General features: G+C 31.9%; 14 protein-coding genes and 1 tRNA gene. 7 read left to right on the plus strand and 8 right to left on the minus strand.

What is annotated here, in order from left to right:
- Nucleotides 1–16: 16 nt before the first annotated feature.
- From tpx to ribB, 6 genes are all read left to right on the plus strand, one after another.
- Nucleotides 17–517, plus strand: a complete 501-nt coding sequence (gene tpx / locus ACP15M_RS03140; protein ID WP_425075717.1) for a thiol peroxidase — start codon at nt 17–19, stop codon at nt 515–517.
- A 3-nt stretch (nt 518–520) separates the two neighbouring features.
- The gene (locus ACP15M_RS03145; protein ID WP_425075718.1) at nt 521–889 is read left to right on the plus strand and encodes a diacylglycerol kinase; all 369 of its coding nucleotides are present in this window, start codon (nt 521–523) and stop codon (nt 887–889) included.
- Between the two features lie 97 nt (nt 890–986).
- A complete protein-coding gene (locus tag ACP15M_RS03150; protein WP_425075719.1) occupies nt 987–3383 on the plus strand; it encodes a DNA translocase FtsK in 2397 nt (798 codons plus the stop codon).
- A 24-nt stretch (nt 3384–3407) separates the two neighbouring features.
- Complete coding sequence (locus ACP15M_RS03155) at nt 3408–4040, plus strand: LolA family protein (RefSeq protein WP_425075720.1); 633 nt, start codon at nt 3408–3410, stop codon at nt 4038–4040.
- 14 nt (nt 4041–4054) lie between these two features.
- The gene (locus ACP15M_RS03160; protein ID WP_425075721.1) at nt 4055–6418 is read left to right on the plus strand and encodes an LptF/LptG family permease; all 2364 of its coding nucleotides are present in this window, start codon (nt 4055–4057) and stop codon (nt 6416–6418) included.
- 39 nt (nt 6419–6457) lie between these two features.
- Nucleotides 6458–7618 carry a 3,4-dihydroxy-2-butanone-4-phosphate synthase gene (ribB, locus tag ACP15M_RS03165; RefSeq protein WP_425075722.1) on the plus strand — a complete coding sequence of 387 codons (1161 nt, stop codon included), beginning with the start codon at nt 6458–6460 and terminating at the stop codon, nt 7616–7618.
- On the opposite strand, the gene ACP15M_RS03170 is transcribed toward ribB, so the two are convergent.
- The 3 genes from ACP15M_RS03170 to ACP15M_RS03180 all read right to left on the minus strand — a co-directional run bounded on the left by ACP15M_RS03170 (nt 7608) and on the right by ACP15M_RS03180 (nt 9924).
- Complete coding sequence (locus tag ACP15M_RS03170) at nt 7608–8807, minus strand: DegT/DnrJ/EryC1/StrS family aminotransferase (RefSeq protein ID WP_425075723.1); 1200 nt, start codon at nt 8805–8807, stop codon at nt 7608–7610. The genes ribB and ACP15M_RS03170 overlap by 11 nt on opposite strands.
- A 3-nt stretch (nt 8808–8810) precedes the next feature.
- Entirely contained in the window at nt 8811–9233 is a 423-nt protein-coding gene (locus ACP15M_RS03175; protein ID WP_425075724.1) for a thioredoxin family protein, read from the minus strand.
- 61 nt (nt 9234–9294) lie between these two features.
- Nucleotides 9295–9924 (minus strand): NAD(P)H-dependent oxidoreductase, encoded by a 630-nt coding sequence (locus ACP15M_RS03180; protein ID WP_425075725.1) that lies wholly within the window; start codon nt 9922–9924, stop codon nt 9295–9297.
- A gap of 177 nt (nt 9925–10101) precedes the next feature.
- Between ACP15M_RS03180 and ACP15M_RS03185 the strand changes: the two genes are divergently transcribed.
- Nucleotides 10102–10186 (plus strand) — tRNA-Ser (locus tag ACP15M_RS03185).
- Between the two features lie 344 nt (nt 10187–10530).
- Here the strand turns inward: ACP15M_RS03185 and ACP15M_RS03190 are convergent.
- The 5 genes from ACP15M_RS03190 to ACP15M_RS03210 all read right to left on the minus strand — a co-directional run bounded on the left by ACP15M_RS03190 (nt 10531) and on the right by ACP15M_RS03210 (nt 18082).
- On the minus strand, nt 10531–13374 hold the full coding sequence (locus tag ACP15M_RS03190; RefSeq protein WP_425075726.1) for a type I restriction endonuclease subunit R: 2844 nt from the start codon (nt 13372–13374) through the stop codon (nt 10531–10533).
- Nucleotides 13375–13376: 2 nt separating this feature from the next.
- Entirely contained in the window at nt 13377–14555 is a 1179-nt protein-coding gene (locus ACP15M_RS03195; protein ID WP_425075727.1) for a PD-(D/E)XK nuclease family protein, read from the minus strand.
- Between the two features lie 66 nt (nt 14556–14621).
- Nucleotides 14622–15272 (minus strand): hypothetical protein, encoded by a 651-nt coding sequence (locus ACP15M_RS03200; protein WP_425075728.1) that lies wholly within the window; start codon nt 15270–15272, stop codon nt 14622–14624.
- 6 nt (nt 15273–15278) lie between these two features.
- Nucleotides 15279–16481 carry a restriction endonuclease subunit S gene (locus ACP15M_RS03205; protein ID WP_425075729.1) on the minus strand — a complete coding sequence of 401 codons (1203 nt, stop codon included), beginning with the start codon at nt 16479–16481 and terminating at the stop codon, nt 15279–15281.
- A complete protein-coding gene (locus ACP15M_RS03210; protein ID WP_425075730.1) occupies nt 16481–18082 on the minus strand; it encodes a type I restriction-modification system subunit M in 1602 nt (533 codons plus the stop codon). The genes ACP15M_RS03205 and ACP15M_RS03210 overlap by 1 nt, the downstream gene beginning before the upstream one ends.
- Nucleotides 18083–19188 lie beyond the last annotated feature (1106 nt).

Below are 19188 nucleotides of genomic sequence, written 5' to 3' on the forward strand. Positions count from 1 at the left end.
TAAATCAAAAATAAACATGGCTACAATAACATTAAAAGGACAACATATTAACACGTCTGGCACACTTCCAAAAATAGGAACACAAGCTCCAGATTTTAAATTAACAGCTGTTGATTTATCAACCAAAACTTCTAGCGATTTTTCGGGACATAATCTCGTATTAAACATTTTTCCGAGTGTAGACACTGGAACCTGCGCACAATCTGTAAGAACATTTAACAAAAAAGCTAGTGAACTAAGCAATACTAAAGTACTTTGCATTTCTAAAGATTTACCTTTTGCTATGGCTCGTTTTTGTGGTGCTGAAGGTTTAGATAATGTCATCAGCTTATCTGATTACAAAAGCGGAAACTTTGGCAAAACCTATGGTTTAGATTTTATTGATGGTCCATTAGAAACATTACTATCACGTTGTATTGTGGTGATAGACAAAAACGGAACCATCATACACACTGAACAAGTCAAAGAAACCGTAGATGAACCTAACTACCAAGCTGCTTTAGAGGTATTATCTTAAAACATGTCGAAAAAAGAGTCGTTTTTGGTAAACCGATTAAAAAGTGTTGGTTATGCTTTTAAAGGCGCTATGTACCTTTTAAAAACTGAAGCTAGCATCAAAATTCAAGTCTGCATTGCCATTATTGTAACTGTAGCAGGCTTTTATTTTGACATTTCTAAAACCGAATGGCTTATACAAATCACCTGTATTGGTTTAGTAATGAGTTTAGAAGGCATGAATACTGCTGTAGAGTATATTGCAGATTTTATTCATCCAGACAGACATGCAACCATTGGTAAGATAAAAGACATTGCTGCAGGTGCTGTTTTTATTGCTGCCACTTGCGCTACAATTGTTGGTCTAATTATTTACTTGCCTAAAATCTTTTAAGGTTAATAACTCCGTTAATATCTCTTTGGTTAAAATACTTTTAAGTTAGGATAAACGTTAGTAATTTGTATTTTTGTTTTACACTAAGAATCCTTTAATGGCGAAGAAAAAAACGAAGACTAAAAGCAAAGCTAAAACAACGCCTAAACTAAAAAAACCGAGTTTTAAATTATCAAGTCAACAAAAATTGATTGTTGGTAGTTTATTAATTATTCTTGGCATCTTGTTATTTATAGCATTCTTATCGTTTTTCTTTACAGGAAATGCTGACCAAAGTACTCTTACAGAATTTACATCTCGTGACGTTAAAACGCAAAACTGGCTTAATAAACTAGGTGCTTGGGTAAGCGATTTATTTATTAAAAAAGGCTTCGGAATATCATCCTTTATTTTCTCTGGTTTATTATTTCTATCTGGTGTATACGTAACTTTAGACATTAATAAATCGAGATTACGAAGACATTGGATTTGGGGAACATTAATTGCAATATGGATTTCGGTTTTCTTTGGTTTTTTTGCTCACAAATACGATGCTCTTGGAGGTACTATCGGTTTTGAATTGAATAGCTTTTTTCAAGATTACATAGGAAAAATAGGAACTATACTCCTACTCGTTTTTATTCTTATTGTGTATTTAGCCATTCGGTTTAAAGTTACAGGAGAATCTATTGCAACACTCTTTAAAAAGGCGAATAAAGAATTTAGAGATGATATCAATTCAAATAAAGACACTGATAAAGATGTCATAGTTCCTCTTGATAATGATTTATCTGCTGAAGCTGAAGACATCAAGTCGGCTTTTGAATTAAATGTAGACAATCCAGAACCTACCATAGAAAAACATTCGAAGCCAGAACCCAAAACTGAAACTCCAAAAGTAGAAATCACTCAACCTGAGCCAGAGCCAGAATTAAATATTGAAATTAAAACTGTTGAAGAGGAAGTTTCAGAAACCGATAACCTATCAAACAAACTCGTTGAAGATTTCGGTCAGTTTGATCCAACTTTAGACCTTAGTAAATTTGAATTTCCGCCTTTAGACCTTCTAAAAAAATACGATACTGAAGGCATTACCATCAATCAAGATGAGCTCGAAGAAAACAAAAACCGAATTGTTGAAACCTTAAACAACTATAAAATCGGGATTGCTAGCATTAAAGCAACCATTGGTCCAACAGTTACACTTTATGAAATTGTACCTGAAGCTGGTGTTCGTATTTCAAAAATTAAAAACCTAGAAGACGACATTGCCTTATCACTTTCGGCATTAGGCATTCGTATTATTGCTCCTATTCCTGGTAAAGGAACGATTGGTATTGAAGTTCCTAATAAAAATTCAACCATTGTTTCGATGCGTTCTGTAATTGCTTCACAGAAATTTCAAAAGTCAGAAATGGAGCTTCCTATTGCGTTTGGTAAAACCATTAGCAATGAAACTATGGTTGTCGATTTAGCAAAAATGCCTCACCTTTTAATGGCTGGAGCAACAGGACAAGGTAAATCGGTTGGTTTAAATGCTGTATTAACATCTTTACTTTATAAAAAACATCCAGCCGAAGTTAAATTTGTTTTAGTCGATCCTAAAAAAGTTGAGCTCACACTTTTTAATAAAATTGAACGTCACTACTTAGCTAAACTTCCCGACAGTGAAGATGCTATTATTACAGACAACACCAAAGTTATCAATACCTTAAATTCGTTGTGTATTGAAATGGACAACCGTTACGAAATGCTAAAAAATGCCATGTGTCGTAACATTAAAGAGTACAACACAAAATTTAAAGCACGTAAACTCAATCCTAATGATGGTCATAAATTTTTACCATACATCGTATTAGTTGTAGATGAGTTTGCCGATTTAATCATGACTGCTGGTAAAGAAGTTGAAACACCTATTGCTCGACTTGCGCAACTTGCTCGTGCTATTGGTATTCATTTAATCATTGCAACGCAACGTCCTTCAGTAAATGTAATTACTGGAATCATTAAAGCAAATTTCCCTGCACGTATTGCCTTTAGAGTAACTTCAAAAATAGATTCAAGAACTATTTTAGATGGCTCAGGCGCAGATCAGTTAATTGGTCGTGGTGATATGTTATACACACAAGGAAATGATATTATTCGTATTCAATGTGCTTTTGTTGACACTCCTGAAGTAGAAAAAATAACCGATTTTATTGGCTCGCAAAAGGCTTATCCTGAAGCACATTTGTTACCAGAATTTATAGGAGAAGAAAGTGGCACAAGTCTTGATAACAATATTGCAGATAGAGATAAATTGTTTAGAGAAGCTGCCGAAATTATTGTCACAGCACAACAAGGCTCTGCATCTTTATTACAAAGAAAGTTAAAGTTAGGTTACAATAGAGCCGGACGATTAATCGACCAACTCGAAGCTGCTGGTATTGTTGGAGGATTTGAAGGCAGTAAGGCTAGACAAGTGCTTGTTCCAGATTTAACTGCTTTAGATCAATTATTAGAAAACGAATTATAATTATAACTAACATTATTTTAGAAGATGAAACAGATTGTAGTAGTATTAGCCGTTTTAATAAGTGCCTTTGGGTTTTCACAAGATGCTCAAAGTTTACTTGATGACGTTTACAACAACACTAAATCTTATGAAAACATTTCGATAGACTTTAAGTATGTGCTTCAAAACACTAGCGAAAACATCAATCAAGAAACACGAGGTGATGTTGTTATTGAAGGTGACAAATATGTGTTAAACATTCTAGGTGTTACTCAAATTTTCGATGGAAAAACATTGTACACTATAAGTCCAGAAGATGAAGAAGTGACTATCTCTTCAGATAACACCGAAGAAGAATCAACAATAACGCCTAGTAAGATGTTGTCATTTTATAAAGATGGATATACTTATGAACTCGATATTGTTCAGAATGTAAAAGGACGAAAAATTCAATATGTAAAGTTGAATCCAATTGATACCAATTCTGAAATAAAAGAAGTCCTTTTAGGAATTGATGCCAACACAAAACACATCTACAATTTAATTGAAATTGGTAAAAACGGAACAAAAACAACCTTAACTGTTAATTCTTTTAAAACGAACGAGCCCATTTCAAAAACCTTATTTACATTTGACAAAAGTAAATATGGAGACTATTACATTAATAGACTCGATTAGGCGAACAACCATCAATGAAAATATTAGATAGGTACATACTAACGACCTACTTAAAAACTTTTTTGAGCGTGTTTATTATACTCATGCTCATTTTTGTTTTACAGTCTATTTGGCTATATATTAGTGAATTAGCCGGTAAAGATTTAGCTATTGGAGTGGTTTTAAAATTCTTAATATATGTTACTCCTACGCTTATTCCATTAATATTACCTCTAACTGTATTATTAGCTTCAATAATGGTTTTTGGGCAATTTGCCGAAAACTACGAGTTCGCAGCAATGAAGTCTACTGGTATTTCGCTTCAACGTGCTATGAGAAGTTTAAGTGTGTTTATTATAGCATTGGGTATTGGCTGCTTTATTTTCTCAAACAATGTCATTCCGTGGGCTAATTATAACTTTTACAATCTTAGAAAAAACATTGCTAAAGTACAACCTGCTATGGCTATTGCCGAAGGTCAGTTTAATGACATTGGCGATTACAATATTAAAGTTGAAAAGAAAAGTGGTGATAAAGGTGAGTTCCTAAAAAAAGTCGTTATTCATAAAAAAGGCGTAAGTCGCTCAGGAAACACTACTGTTATCATTTCAGAGTCTGGAGAACTAAAGAGTAATCCAAACTCAAATATTCTTCAGTTAGTTTTGTTTGATGGTCATTATTACGAAGAAATATTTAGTAAAAGTCCAAAACAACGAGCAAAAAAACCTTTTGCAAAAAGCTATTTTGAAGAATATACAATTAACGTAGATTTAGAAGGATTAAATGATGTTGATATTGATGATAAAAGTTACGACAATCGCTACAACATGCTCAATGTAAATAGTCTTGATTACACTATTGATAGTTTGTATCAAAAGCAATTTGACCAACAGAAAAGTTTTTCCAAAACACTATACTCACGTTCAACATTTGAAAATCTAAATGAGAATATTACAATAAAAGAAGATTCAATTTTCGAAGGAAATATTCTTGACTTATTTAAAAGTAAATCTAAAGTCCAATTACTCAATCTAGCATCTAACACAGCATCTAGCTCAAAACAAATTATTTATTCTAATAAAAAAAACGCAGCTGGAGCTACAAAATGGCTAAACAAACACATTATTTCTCTACATGAAAAATACATTTTAGGCTTAGCCTGTATTATTCTCTTTTTTGTTGGAGCTCCTTTAGGTGCCTTAATTCGTAAAGGTGGCATTGGCTTACCTTTAGTCATTGCTATTCTACTATTTTTAACCTATCACTTTATTGGGATATTTGCAAAAAACAGTTCTTTAGATGGCACATTAAATCCTGTTTTTGCGACTTGGTTATCAACCTTAATCATGTTGCCTTTAAGTATTTATCTAACTAGAAGAGCTACAAAAGACAGACAGTTATTTGATTCTGAAGGACTTCTAGATCCACTTAAAAAGTTATTCAGAATTAAGAGTAAAACTCTAGCATTTAACACCAATACCTTAGACAACAACTCTGATGAGTACCAAAATCTAGAAAATTACGACAACAACAAATTAATTGATATTGTTAAACACTACAGACAATATAATTATGGTATAGAATATAAAAATTCGTCGCTAAGCATATTAAATTCTAGAGGCATTACACAGCAGCAATTAAAATTTGCAGGTAATCTAACCGATTACTCTTATGAAGAATCTTTAAGGCTAAAATATTTATACGAAGAAAACTCAAAGTTAGCTTTTGTACTTTATGGCATTACATTGTTATTAATGCTACCAGGAGCCATTTTAAAAAATAACGGCTTCCCTTCTATTGGTCAAGCACTATTTGTTTGCGGAATTATTATTGGTGTGTTTTATGTGTTTGCGTTAATAAAATCATTTGTAGATAGTTCTAACCTTAATAAACATTTAGGCAAAAACAACATCTCTAATGCTTTAATTTTTGTGTTATTCGGAACGCCTTTATATTTTATATTTTACTTTTTTCAAAAGAAAAAAATAAAGGAAGATTTAAAAATTAGTACTAACAACAAAAGCAATACAAAAAGCTCAGATAAAAGCGTTGCAATTTCTCATACTGAAGGTTTAAGTACTTTAATAAACGATTACAAAACCTATTCTAAATTTTCACTTATATTTTACCTCATCGCTGTTGCGCTTATAGTATTATATTTTGTATTTAAAAACAATAAGCTACCAGCTGCAGAAAGTGCTTCTTTTGAATTGTCTATCATTTCAAGCCTTCTATTTTTATTATACACCATAATTTCAAGTATTAGCTTCAAAAAAATATACACCTTAACAAATCAAACGCTAAGTTCTCATGTACTTTGGACTATTTTAGGGTTTATGGTGTACCCTCTAATTTATATTAAGAGGCAAAATAAAATAACTAAAGACTTTTCAGCATAGAAAAAATAAGCCATATCTTTGCGCCACTAATTCATTGTTATGCAAACTATAATGTCAAAAACAACAGATTCAAAAAAAATACAACTCAATACCATTTCCGAAGCCATTGAAGACATCAGGAACGGTAAAATCATTATTGTTGTAGACGATGAAAACAGAGAAAACGAAGGTGATTTCTTAGCTGCCTCAAGTAAAATTACTCCAGAAACCATCAATTTTATGGCTACTCATGGTCGTGGATTGATCTGTGCTCCTCTTACCGAAACCAGATGTAAAGAATTAGATTTACACATGATGGTAAACAACAATACAGACCCTATGGAAACAGCGTTTACGGTTTCTGTTGATTTACGAGGAAATGGAGTCACTACTGGGATTTCGGCTAGTGATAGAGCTAAAACGGTTAAAGCGCTTATTGATCCTAACACAAAACCTTTTGAATTAGCTAGACCAGGACACATATTTCCTTTAGTTGCCAAAGATGGAGGTGTTTTAAGACGTACTGGTCATACTGAAGCTGCCATAGATTTCGCAAGATTAGCTGGATTAGAACCTGCTGGTGTTATTGTTGAAATCATGAACGAAGATGGCTCAATGGCACGTTTACCTCAACTTATGGAAGTTGCCAAAAAGTTTGATTTAAAAATAGTATCTATTGAAGATTTAGTGGCTTACAGAATGGAGCACGATTCTTTAATAGAGAAAAAAGAAGATTTTGATATCGAAACGCGATTTGGAAACTTTCGCTTAAGAGCATACCAACAAACCACTAACAATCAAATACATATTGCCTTAACTAAGGGAAGCTGGAAAAAAAACGAGGAGGTACTAACTCGTGTTAATGCTACTTTAGTTAATAATGATATTTTAGGTACACTTACTAACAATGCCGATAAAAAGCTAGATGACATGTTTAAAGTCATTAATGATGCTGGCAAAGGTGCTATTGTGTTTATCAATCAGCAATCACAATCTATGAATTTGTTAAAACGACTAAATCTTTTAAAAGACTCTCAAGTTGAAGGCAAAGTTGTGAAAGCTCCTAGAATTGATATGGATTCTAAAGACTTTGGTATTGGCGCTCAAATCCTACATGATTTAAACATTCACAAACTCCGATTAATATCAAACAGCCAACAAACCAAACGTGTTGGTATGATCGGTTATGGTTTAGAAATTGTGGATTATGTTAACTATTAATTGCGTCTTTTATACAAGAAACCATCATTTCAGCTCTTTGTCTAACCTCCTCTTCGGCCCAAGACAGCTTGATTAAACACGATATGTTTCGGCCAATAAAGTGATCAGATTGTTCAAATGATTTACTTTTAAGTTGCTCTAATTCTTCTTTAATTTCTGAAGACAAAGGATACAACGATTTAGCATCCTTTAAATGATTCCACTTACGAACATAGTGCCAATTGTTATCGTAATAATTCCAACAAGCATCAATACCATTAGTTTTGAAGGTTTCTACAACCTTACGAGCAGATTCTAAATCTGGTAAAAAGAAATTCAGAAAAGCATAACTTTCTTCGCCTCCTTTGGGAACTCTTCTAAATGTAACTTCAGGAATTTCAGCTAAAGCATCTCTTAAAACCGTATAATTCTTTTTCTGAATTGCTATAAACTCTTTAAGACGATTAACTTGTGCCAAACCAACAGCAGCATGTAATTCTGAAATTCTAAAATTATAACCCAAAAACGGATGGCTTTCTGCGCCTCTATCACTTCCTATATGATCATGACCATGATCGCTATAATGGTCGGCATTTTTATAATACTCAGGATTGTTTGTAATTACTGCGCCTCCTTCGCCACAGGTAATAGTTTTTACAAAGTCGAATGAGAAACAACCTAAATCGGCTATACTTCCTAAAGGTTTTCCTTCATACGTTCCTCCAATAGCTTGGCAAGCATCTTCAACAAACACCAAATTATGAGCATCACAAACTGTTTTTAATGCTGTCATATCTGCCATACTACCACACATGTGCACCACCATAACTGCCTTAGTTTTTTCAGTTATTGCAGCTTCAACCGCTTTTGGATCTAAAGTTAAGGTATCATCAATATCAACGAGAACAGGAATTGCGCCAAGCATCATAATGGCTTCAAAGCTTGCCACAAAGGTAAAGGTAGGCATAATAACTTCATCACCTGCTCCTATTCCAGCAGAAGCTAATGCTACAGAAACAGCTGCTGTTCCACTTGATACAAGTTGAACATGATTAGACTGAAACGTGCTCTGTAATTCTTTTTCAAGGCTTTTAGCTTTCCAATGGCCTTTTCGCATGCCATCGAAACCATAACGCATCAACACGCCATTATCTAGAACATCGTTAACTTCTTTACGTTCTAAATCTCCAAATAACTCAAATCCTGGCATATATTAGTGTTTGGTCTTTGTTTTAAGAAAACTCATAAACTCAGAAATAGATTCTGAATTAAATTCTGTTAAGGCCTTACCTATCGTGTTTCCATTTTTATCAACTAAAACCAAAGCAGGTACAGCATCGCTTTTAGTATAATGTTTAGCTAAACGCTTATTATAACTATTAGTTGTAGTATTAAGATTTAATAGTATAAAACTTGATGTATATGATTTGAATGCCTTTGAATTAAAAACTTGATCTTTTAGCACTTCATAACTTTTGGTGTTAGACTCATCGTCAACAAAAACCAAAACTGGATTATTATGTTTTTCTGAAGTTTTTAAAGCTTCTTTATAATCTGTTAACCAGTTTAGAGTATTTGTTTGAGCCGAAAGATTAGCACAAAAAGCAAATAGAATTATAGCAATTATTTTTTTCATAACATGAATTTTTGAATGTACAAAGCAAATATAAGATATTCGTTTATAACAACTCTAGAAATTATATAGTGATGACAGATTCATCAACTTGTTTTCTAACTTTTTGAAATGTAGCAAACTTATCGTCCTCGGCTCTATAACCAATAGGAAGCAATAACACAGACCTCAAATTATAGTCTTTAAGATGTAACAACTCATCGTATTTGCTTGGTATAAAACCTTCCATTGGGCACGCATCTATATGTTCAAAAGCACAAACGGTCATTAAATTACCAAGTGCTATATAGGCTTGTTTTATAGACCATTCTTGACGTTCGGTTTTGGTCATGTTTTGCATCATTACTTTTAAATCTTCTCTGTAAGGTTCTAAAATAGATGCTGGTGTTTGCCTTAATTCCGATATTGTATTAAACAAACCTTCTACGTCGGCATCTAAAATATCGTCTTGAATGCAAATCACTAGCAAATGTGATGCATCGGCTACCTGCCTTTGATGATACGAATGCTCTACCAGTTGTTCTCGCTTATCTTTATCACTAACCACCACTAAACTTATGGTCTGTAAGCCATAAGAAGTCGCTGTTAGATTAAACGCCTCTTTAATGATATTAATTTTTTCGGGAGATAAACTCTTATCCGAATCAAATTTTTTAGTTGCATAACGCCATTTTAGAGCATTGATCGTTTTCATGGTAATGTATTTAAGTGCAAACTTAAGCCTAGTTTTATGGAATTAAAAGCATCTTTCAATTAATAAAATGAATAGTCGTATAATTTAGTTTAAAAATATTATGATTTTATTTGAAAGAGTAAAAAAAGCGTTCTATATTTGCATCCGCATTCAGCAAATAGCTGATGAGGCACTCAAGGAGAAATGGCAGAGTGGTCGAATGCGGCAGTCTTGAAAACTGTTGAGGGTCACACCTCCGGGGGTTCGAATCCCTCTTTCTCCGCAAAAGAAACCCGCAACTCTTGTTGCGGGTTTTGTGTTTTTAGGAGGTGTTAAAAGCTTGCTTTTATAAACCACTAAAAATACAAAACCTAACAAACGTAGTTTGTTTGCGGTTTTATGCTTGTTCAGGATTCCCTTTTTGGGATATCCAATCCCGCTCTCTTGTATGTAAGCACAACTAAAAATACAAAACCTAACAAACGTAGTTTGTTTGCGGTGTTATGCTTGCTCAGGATTATCGCTATGAGATAACTACAAGTACCCCCTCTTTATCCAAATAAAGCCTTGTAAAAATACATTTACAAGGCTTTATTTTTTTAGTTAACAGGGTAATTGATTTTAACACTACTCAACACCATTAATAAAAGTCTTCACAAAATCTTTTATCTTTTCTGTTATTCTATTACTTATAGTTTCACGTTGTAAAACACTTGGCTGTTTTTCTAATGCTTCAATTACCTCATCTTCGGTTGCCATTCTGCCTGTAAACAAATAATCACTTATAATATCTTCTACTTTATCTTCCTGTAAGGCTTCCGTTTTACTTAAAACTTTTAAAGCTTTTTTAGATTCTTCTTTCCAATAGCTTTTAAATTCATTTTCTATGTCTGCACTATTGGCTATTTTAGGTAAATTGTTTTGAATAAACTGCTCTATTAATTCTCTTTTACTTCTTAGTGTAGATTCACCTGCCAATAAATCTAGTATTTGTTTTTTCTGTTTAGCTTGTTCTTTTGGTTTTGCTTCTTTCAACTGCGTTAACAATTGCATAATGTAGGTTACGTTTATTTCGTCTTTATGCAATAGTTCTATTTCAAAATCTATTTCGTTTAATATAGATACTTTTTGTTTTTGAGTATTAAATCTAATTTTATCGTTTAAATCTTGATATTTAGTAGCAAAATCTTGAAATTCTTGTGCTGACATAGGCACATCATCAAAAGTAAATTCTGTAAACGATTCTAATACGTTTTTCAAACGCATAATATTTCTAAATGCTTTTGCAAATTCTAGTTCATCTTCTTCTGTTACCAAATCATTAACACTATTGGGTGTTGGTGTAAGTCCTATTAATTTAACATAAGCTTCTTCAAAAAACGTGAGTTGCTTTTTATAGGGTGCAATAGTAATGGTTTCTTTTGCCGACAGATTAGAAAACAAACGTACTGCATCATCCGTATTTTGTTTTAAATTACGAAAGGTTACTATATTACCTTGTGATTTACTATCATTTAATATTCTATTAGTACGCGAGTAAGCTTGTATTAAACCGTGGTATTTTAAGTTTTTATCTACATACAAGGTATTCAGTGTTTTACTATCAAACCCTGTTAAAAACATATTTACTACTAACAATATATCTATGTCTTTATCACGTACTCTTTTAGAAATGTTAGTTTTATAATTTAGAAATGATTTAGCATCGTTGGCAGAATGTGCATCATTAAACATAGTATTATAATCGGCAATAAACTCGTCTAGTTTATCTCTTACAGATTGGTTTATAGGTGCATCATCTGTTACATCTTCTTCTGCAATATTACCATCTATAGTATCTACTTCTGGATTTGCTGCATACGAGAAGATAGTTGCTATTTTATAATCATGTTCGCCTGCTTGTTTTTTAGCTTTAAAAAGCTCGTAATATTTAATTAAGACATCTACACTACTTACGCAAAACATTGCTGTAAATTGCCTGCTATTGGTTTTGTAGTAGTGATTTTTAAGTATATAATTAGTAATAGTTTCTAAATATCCATCACTTTCATACACTTCTTTTGTATCTATGGCTTCTACTTTTACATCTTCTTCATCTTGAATTTTCTTTTTAAAAACATTGTAGTACTCTATTGAAAACTTTAATACATTTTCATCTCTTATAGCATCTGTAATAACGTACTTATGTAAACACTCGTGAAATAAATTTGCTGTAGTTTGTTTTATACTTTTTACACTTAAAGCATTTTCTTCAAAAATTGGCGTCCCTGTAAAACCAAATAGTTGATGATTGGTAAAAAAGTTTACAATAGCCTTGTGTGTTTCTCCAAATTGAGAACGATGACACTCATCAAAAATAAAAATAGTTTTATCGTCTTTAATTTTTTCTATTTGATTTTTAAATGCTGCTTTTTTTATGGCAACATTTAATTTTTGAATCGTAGTTACTATTAACGGTCTTGTTGGGTCTAAAAAGTGTTTTACTAATGTTTTGGTATCTTCTGTTCCATCAATACTTTCTTTATCAAATGCTCTAAACTCTTTTACGGTTTGATCATCTAAATCTTGCCTATCTACTACAAATACCACCTTTTTAATTTTTGGGTTATTGGTTAGTAGCTGACTTGCTTTAAAAGAGGTTAGTGTTTTACCAGATCCTGTGGTATGCCATACATAACCATTTTTATCGCTATTTTTAACCCGATCTATAATAGCCTCTACTGCATAATACTGATAGGGTCTAAGTACCATTAAAACCCTGTCTTTTTCGTGCAGTACTACATACTTGGTTATCATTTTAGCAATATGGCAAGGCTCTAAAAAGATATTGGCAAATTTGTCTATTTGGCTAATGCGTTTATTTGTTTTATCACTCCAATAGCTTGTAAATTTATAACTTGGCATTTTACCTTGTTTAAAGGTATTGGCATAATATTTTGTGTTTTCGCCATTACTAATCACAAAGAGTTGCACGTAATTAAATAACGCGTGGTTTGATGCAAACGATTCTTGTTGATACCTACATACTTGCCTATGTGCTTCTTTAAGCTCTATACCTCTGCGCTTTAATTCTATTTGTACTAATGGCAAGCCATTAATAAGAAGGGTAACATCGTAACGATTTTCTCGTTTACCGTTAATGGTGATTTGATTGGTGACTTGAAACTCGTTTTGACACCAAAAGTCTTGGTTTATAAACTCTATATATGCTTTATCACCATTATCTTTTTGAAGTACATATTTTGGCTGACGTAAAAACTGAGCTTTATCAAAAATATTACCTTTAGATAAGTCGGTTAAAATACGATTAAACTCAGTAGCTGTAAAGGTGGTTTTATTGTGCTTTTCTAATTGTGTTTTTAGGTTGCTTACTAAATCATCTTCGGTTTTTATAGTAACCAATTTATGACCTAAGCCAATTAATTGGCTTACTAAATTATGTTCTAATACGTGTTCTGGTTGCGTGGTCATGATTATTTTTCGAGTAATGAACGGTAATCTTTTATGAATCCTAAGATTTGAGCTGAAATACTATTTGTAATTTTAATTAATTCATCTTTATCATTTAGCAACTTTAAGAATGATACATCATTTAATCTAATTTCCTTATTATTATATCTTAATGGTTGATGGTGTACCCAGTTTTTTGTAACTGGTAAAAAATAATCTTGAGTAGACAAATTATTTTTATCGTCAAAAATCCCAATAAACAATAAAGAATCCTTATGTCCCTTTCCACTAAAACTTTCTATTACAAACCACACTTTTTCGAACATTTTAGGTTTAGTATTATGAAACCAAATATGTGAATGTTTATTATTAATGTTATTATTTGTAATATGAAAATCAGTTAATTTGCTTTTCAAATCTTCTAAAACCTTGTCTCGAAACCTCTTTTTTAATCGATTACTAAGTTGGTTGTATTTAGATACTATTATTGCTGCTTCTTCAAAATTCTCTCCAATAATAGTCGTTAACTCTTTATCTTCTTTGTCTCCCAAAGTATTTGTTATTTGTTGAATTAATATCTTGTATTGCTTTATACTTTCCCTTAAAATAGGTTGGTCGCTTGCTAAACTTTGGCATTCTTCCAGCCAATTTATTATATCTTGCTGATAACTAAGAATATGAAAATCTTTTCCTTCTATATAATCACCTTTACTATTGTAATCAGGACTATCTCCATATTTTGAAATATAGACAACCTTATTCCCATTTTTTTTATTATAATTATAGTAACGCTCAATTTGAAACAATTGGTCTCCTGCATCAATTTTGTTTTCAATAACTATGGTCTTATTATAGCCATCTTTTATTAAAATATCTATTCGTCCTCCAATCTTTAAATCATTATTAATTGGTCCAGTATGATACTCAACCAAAACTGTACAAGTTTCGGCATCAATATAGTCTTTAAAATATTCTAATGGCAACAACTTTATAAATGCTTCTAAAAAAACTGAACCTAAAAAATGTGTGCCTTTCGGATTTAATAATTCTGCAATAAAAGCCGAGTGCGTGCGCACCTCTTTGGTCTTTAAACTAAGTATATTGTAAATATTAAAAAGCTCTCCTTTTGCTTCCGACAATTCATGATGATGCTTAGCAATTCTTTTTACATCTTTAATAATCTGTTTTTGTTTGGCTAACATTAAGTTAAAAATTGTGTTTTACTAAATTATGCTCTAATACGTGTTCTGGTTGCGTGGTCATGTAATTTAGGATATTTTATATAAAGCTAATACATTAACTATTCTTGCTCTACAAGATTCTCCATGATCAAAATCTACCCAAGTATATAAAAACGGGTCTTTTTCATCATTGCTTTTAAAAACGGCATTCCAATAATTTTTAGGGGATTCTGAATATTGTGGACTTAAACAAAATAATGTTTTAATAGATTTCTTTTTTACAACCTCAAGAGCTGTAACTAACATAGAAAATGTGTTATCAAATCCCTTTACGTCAAATTCTATTATTACAGCATTATTTAATTCTATATGATTAACAATAAATAAAGACATAAAACGCTTATCTGTTTCACAAACTATCAAATCTTTATCTAATCTACTTTTAATAATTAACCCTTCATAAGAATTATTAAGCTTAAAATTAATATCCTTTTGTAACTCGCTTTCTAATCTATAGATAAACTCTCCTAATCTTGTTGATCTATTTTTTAACCCTCGATTTAATATTTGCTCATAACTACCTAATCCAATTAAAATAAACCCCATTAACCAACAATACACATCACTTCCACCATACATTAAATCATGCTCTAAAAACAATCGATTACCATCTTGATTATTAACGATTATATACCCATCAACAAGTGAAATATCATTGTGTAGATTAATGTTTCTCATATTATTCTAAACAAACATTTTTTGTAATAAGCCTTTTTTAAAGACTTTACTTTGTTCTATCTTAGCATTTAAAGCTTCTAGCTTTACATCTATATCCGATAAGAAATTGGCTATTTGGGTTTGTTCTTCTATACAGGGAATTGAAAAAACAATATTTATCATTTGAGAAACTTTAACACTCGGTTGTACCGCTCCCATTTCAATTCTTTTGAATTTATTATTATTCTTATTTTCAGTTAATAAATAATACATAAAATTAAAATTTTCTTTTTCAAATCTTAAACCAACTAAATTTTGAGCTATTGCTGACAATACATCTTGTTTGTATATGGCACAAATTGCTGTTTTACCAACTGTAGAAAAAAGTAAATCACCATCTTGTAAATATTTTCTAAACCATTCTTTATATACATTTTCAGAAACAAACTTCGATACAAGCCTATAATCAACAAATCGGTTTTTTATAGAATTAATCTCTATTAGTGGAATACCTGTTTTTTCTATTGGTGGTGTTTTCCCTCTATTATCAACTATTGTTTTTAATAAATCCCCTAACTTCTTCTCAACCCATTTAGGAAATTCATTATCATTCTTATCTTTAAACCGTAGTTCTTGACTAAAGATTTTTTGCATTAAGCCTTTTTTGTATTGCTCTAAAAGGGCTTTCTTTTTGGTTAGTTGGGTAATTTTAGCATCTACATCTGTAAGGAATGAAGCTATTTTTTGTTGTTCAGTAATATTTGGAATATTTATACTTATTTTCGATAAGTCAGTAGAATTAATTGCTGGATAACTTGTACCTGTACATCTAACTAAAACCTTATTTACAAATTTTTCTGTATGTAAATATTGGTAGAGATATTTAGAAACTTGCTTTGTTCTTATTTGTGCATAACCAGTAGATGCAACATAATCATTTGCATTTTTATCAAAAAAATAATTGTTCTTTTGATAAGGTCTAACTGTTTGATATATAATATCATCTTTTCTTAACAATCTTTGTGCTCTACTTGGTGCTTCAGATTTATTAATTCTTTCTTCTTTAGATAATAGACCATTTTTCACACTTTCTAAATCTATATAAATAAAAGATTCAGGAAGCTCTTCACTTTTAGGATTAAAAGTCGCAATTTTTTTAAGCTCAACCCTTTTATAACCTAAATCAAACTCTGGAAACCTCAATTGTGGTAATAATTGTTCTTCCATCATTAAAAAGGCGTTTTAATATTTAATTCTTTGCAGTAAGAAGCAATACGTTTATCGGTTTTTGCTATTTCTATATCTAAGGCTTGAATTTGTTCCGCAACAGCATCAATATCAATAGGTGCTTCTTCTTCAAAGGTATCTACATAACGTGGTATGTTTAGGTTATAATCGTTATCTTTTATTTCCTGTAAGGTTGCTCTATAACTGTATTTATCTATAACCTCTCTGTTGGTATATGTATCTACAATGTCATCAATATGGATTGGTAATAATTTATTGTCTTTACCTTGTTTTTCAAAACCTTGTGAAGCATCAATAAACAAAACATCTTCATTAACTTCTCTACATTTTTTAATTACTAAAATACAGGTTGGAATACCTGTACCGAAAAATATGTTTGCAGGTAAACCAATAACAGCATCTATATAGTTTCTATCTTCAATTAAATACCGTCTTATATGTGCTTCTGAACTTCCTCTAAATAATACACCGTGAGGTAAAACGGTTGCCATGATTCCACTTTCATCTAAATGATGAATCATATGCTGTACAAATGCAAAATCTGCTTTTGTTTTAGGTGCTAACTTACCATACTGACTAAACCGATCATCAGTACTAAAAATACCTTTTGCACTCCATTTAGCAGAAAACGGTGGATTGGCTACAATAGCTTCTGCTTTTAAGTCGATTGCCATATGTTGAGGCTCTTCTAAAGTATCTTCTTGTTTAATATCAAACTGACGATAATTTACACCGTGTAGAATCATATTCATACGTGCCAAGTTGTAGGTCGTTCGGTTTAATTCTTGGCCGTAAAACATACCTACATCATCCACTTCTTTAGCTACTCGTAACAACAAGGACCCACTACCACACGTTGGATCATATACTGATTTTAAACGCTTTTTACGAGTAGTAACAATTTTTGCTAATATGGTTGATACTTCTTGAGGGGTATAAAATTCACCTGCTTTTTTACCTGCTCTTGATGCAAATTCGCCTATTAAATATTCATAAGCATCACCCAATAAATCGCTTTCAGTATCTTCTAATTGAAAGTCTATTGCATCTAAATGCGTGATAATTTTTGCAATGGTTTCATTTTGGGCTTTTACGGTTCTACCTAACTTACCAGACGTTAAATCTAAATCTTCAAATAGTTTTACAAAATCATCTTCTGATTCTGTACCCATGGTGCTCTGCTCAATATTGGTAAGAATACGCTCTAAATCTTCAATGATGAAAAACTGTTTAGCTTCATCAATTTCATTAGTTTGGATTTCTGATAAGTTATTTCCTTTTTGAGCTATAGATGTAAATAATTCACTTGGCTTTAAAAAATAACCTAATTCTTTTACACAAGCTTTTTTAACCGCTTCTATATATAACTTACCTTGATCTGAATGTTCATCTAATTGCTCATAGGTTAAATTATCAGGCGCTAATATTTTATTAGCATATAGGTGTAGCTTTTCCGAAAGGTATTTAAAAAAGATAAAGCCCAAGATGTAGTTTCTATAATCGTCCGCATCCATTTTACCTCGTAAAAGGTTGGCAATAGCCCATAATTGTTTTTCAAGTAACTTTTTTTGTTCTTCAGACATTGATTGATTATTGTTTTAGAATGTTAAAAATATAAATCTTTTAGCCGATATAGTACTTAATAAAAAATATTATTTAACCCGTTCTGTATTTTGAGTACAATTAAGCATCAAACTGACGAATGTTATCAAAACACACAACAATAAAAAATAAACACAAAACAACACAATAAAAAATTCCCCCTCAGTACAAAACCAAGGAAGAACCCTCACATCTAAAAATCCAACAATCTAAAGATCTAAAAATCTAACAAGTCTAACAATCTAACAAGTCTAAAAATCCAACCACCAAACCCAATTCCGACAACGTCGGAAAACCACGCCTCTAACATCTGGCAGGCGAGTGTCAATAGCATGCAAAAGAACAAATAAAAAACAACAAACCACCCGTCATGCCGAACCAGTTTCAGCATCCATCAAAAACACAACACAACACAACACAACACAACACAACACAACACAACACAAAACAACACAAAACAACACAATAAAAAATTCCCCCTCAGCACAAAACCAAGGAGGAACTCTCACATCTAAAAATCTAAAGATCTAACAAGTCTAACAATCTAAAAATCCAACCACCAAACCCAATTCCGACAACGTCGGAAAACCACTGTAAGCAGAAATAGCGAACTGAATAAACACCAAAACCAGAACCATCAAGGATTGAAGCAAAACCATACTAAAAACCAAAAAACAAGAAGCACAAAAGTGAGCGTTACGAAGTAATTTCCTCTTACAGTAAAGGAGTTTTTGGTTCATTTTTGCTCCATCAAAAATGAACAATAAAAAATAAACAAACAACAACACGATAAAAAAGAGATTGTCACGTCCTATGTCCTCACAATGACAACCATTAATAATAATTCAAAGAAACCATCAATCAACTTCCAATTCCGACAACGTCGAAAAACCACGCCTCCAACATCTGGCAGGCGAGTGTCAATAGCATGCAGAAGTCGTAAAAAAAGAAATGCTGTTAGAGCGCAGCGAGTTCATTTCTTTTAGACTTCAAAAGCGTAATAGACCGCCGAAGATGTAAAGGCTAGACCTTTTTGGTTCTTTTTTTGGCAATGAAAAAAAGAACATACAAAAAACAACAAACCACC

The organism is Psychroserpens sp. S379A (assembly GCF_049800755.1).
In the GTDB taxonomy this organism is placed as follows: Bacteria; Bacteroidota; Bacteroidia; order Flavobacteriales; family Flavobacteriaceae; genus Psychroserpens.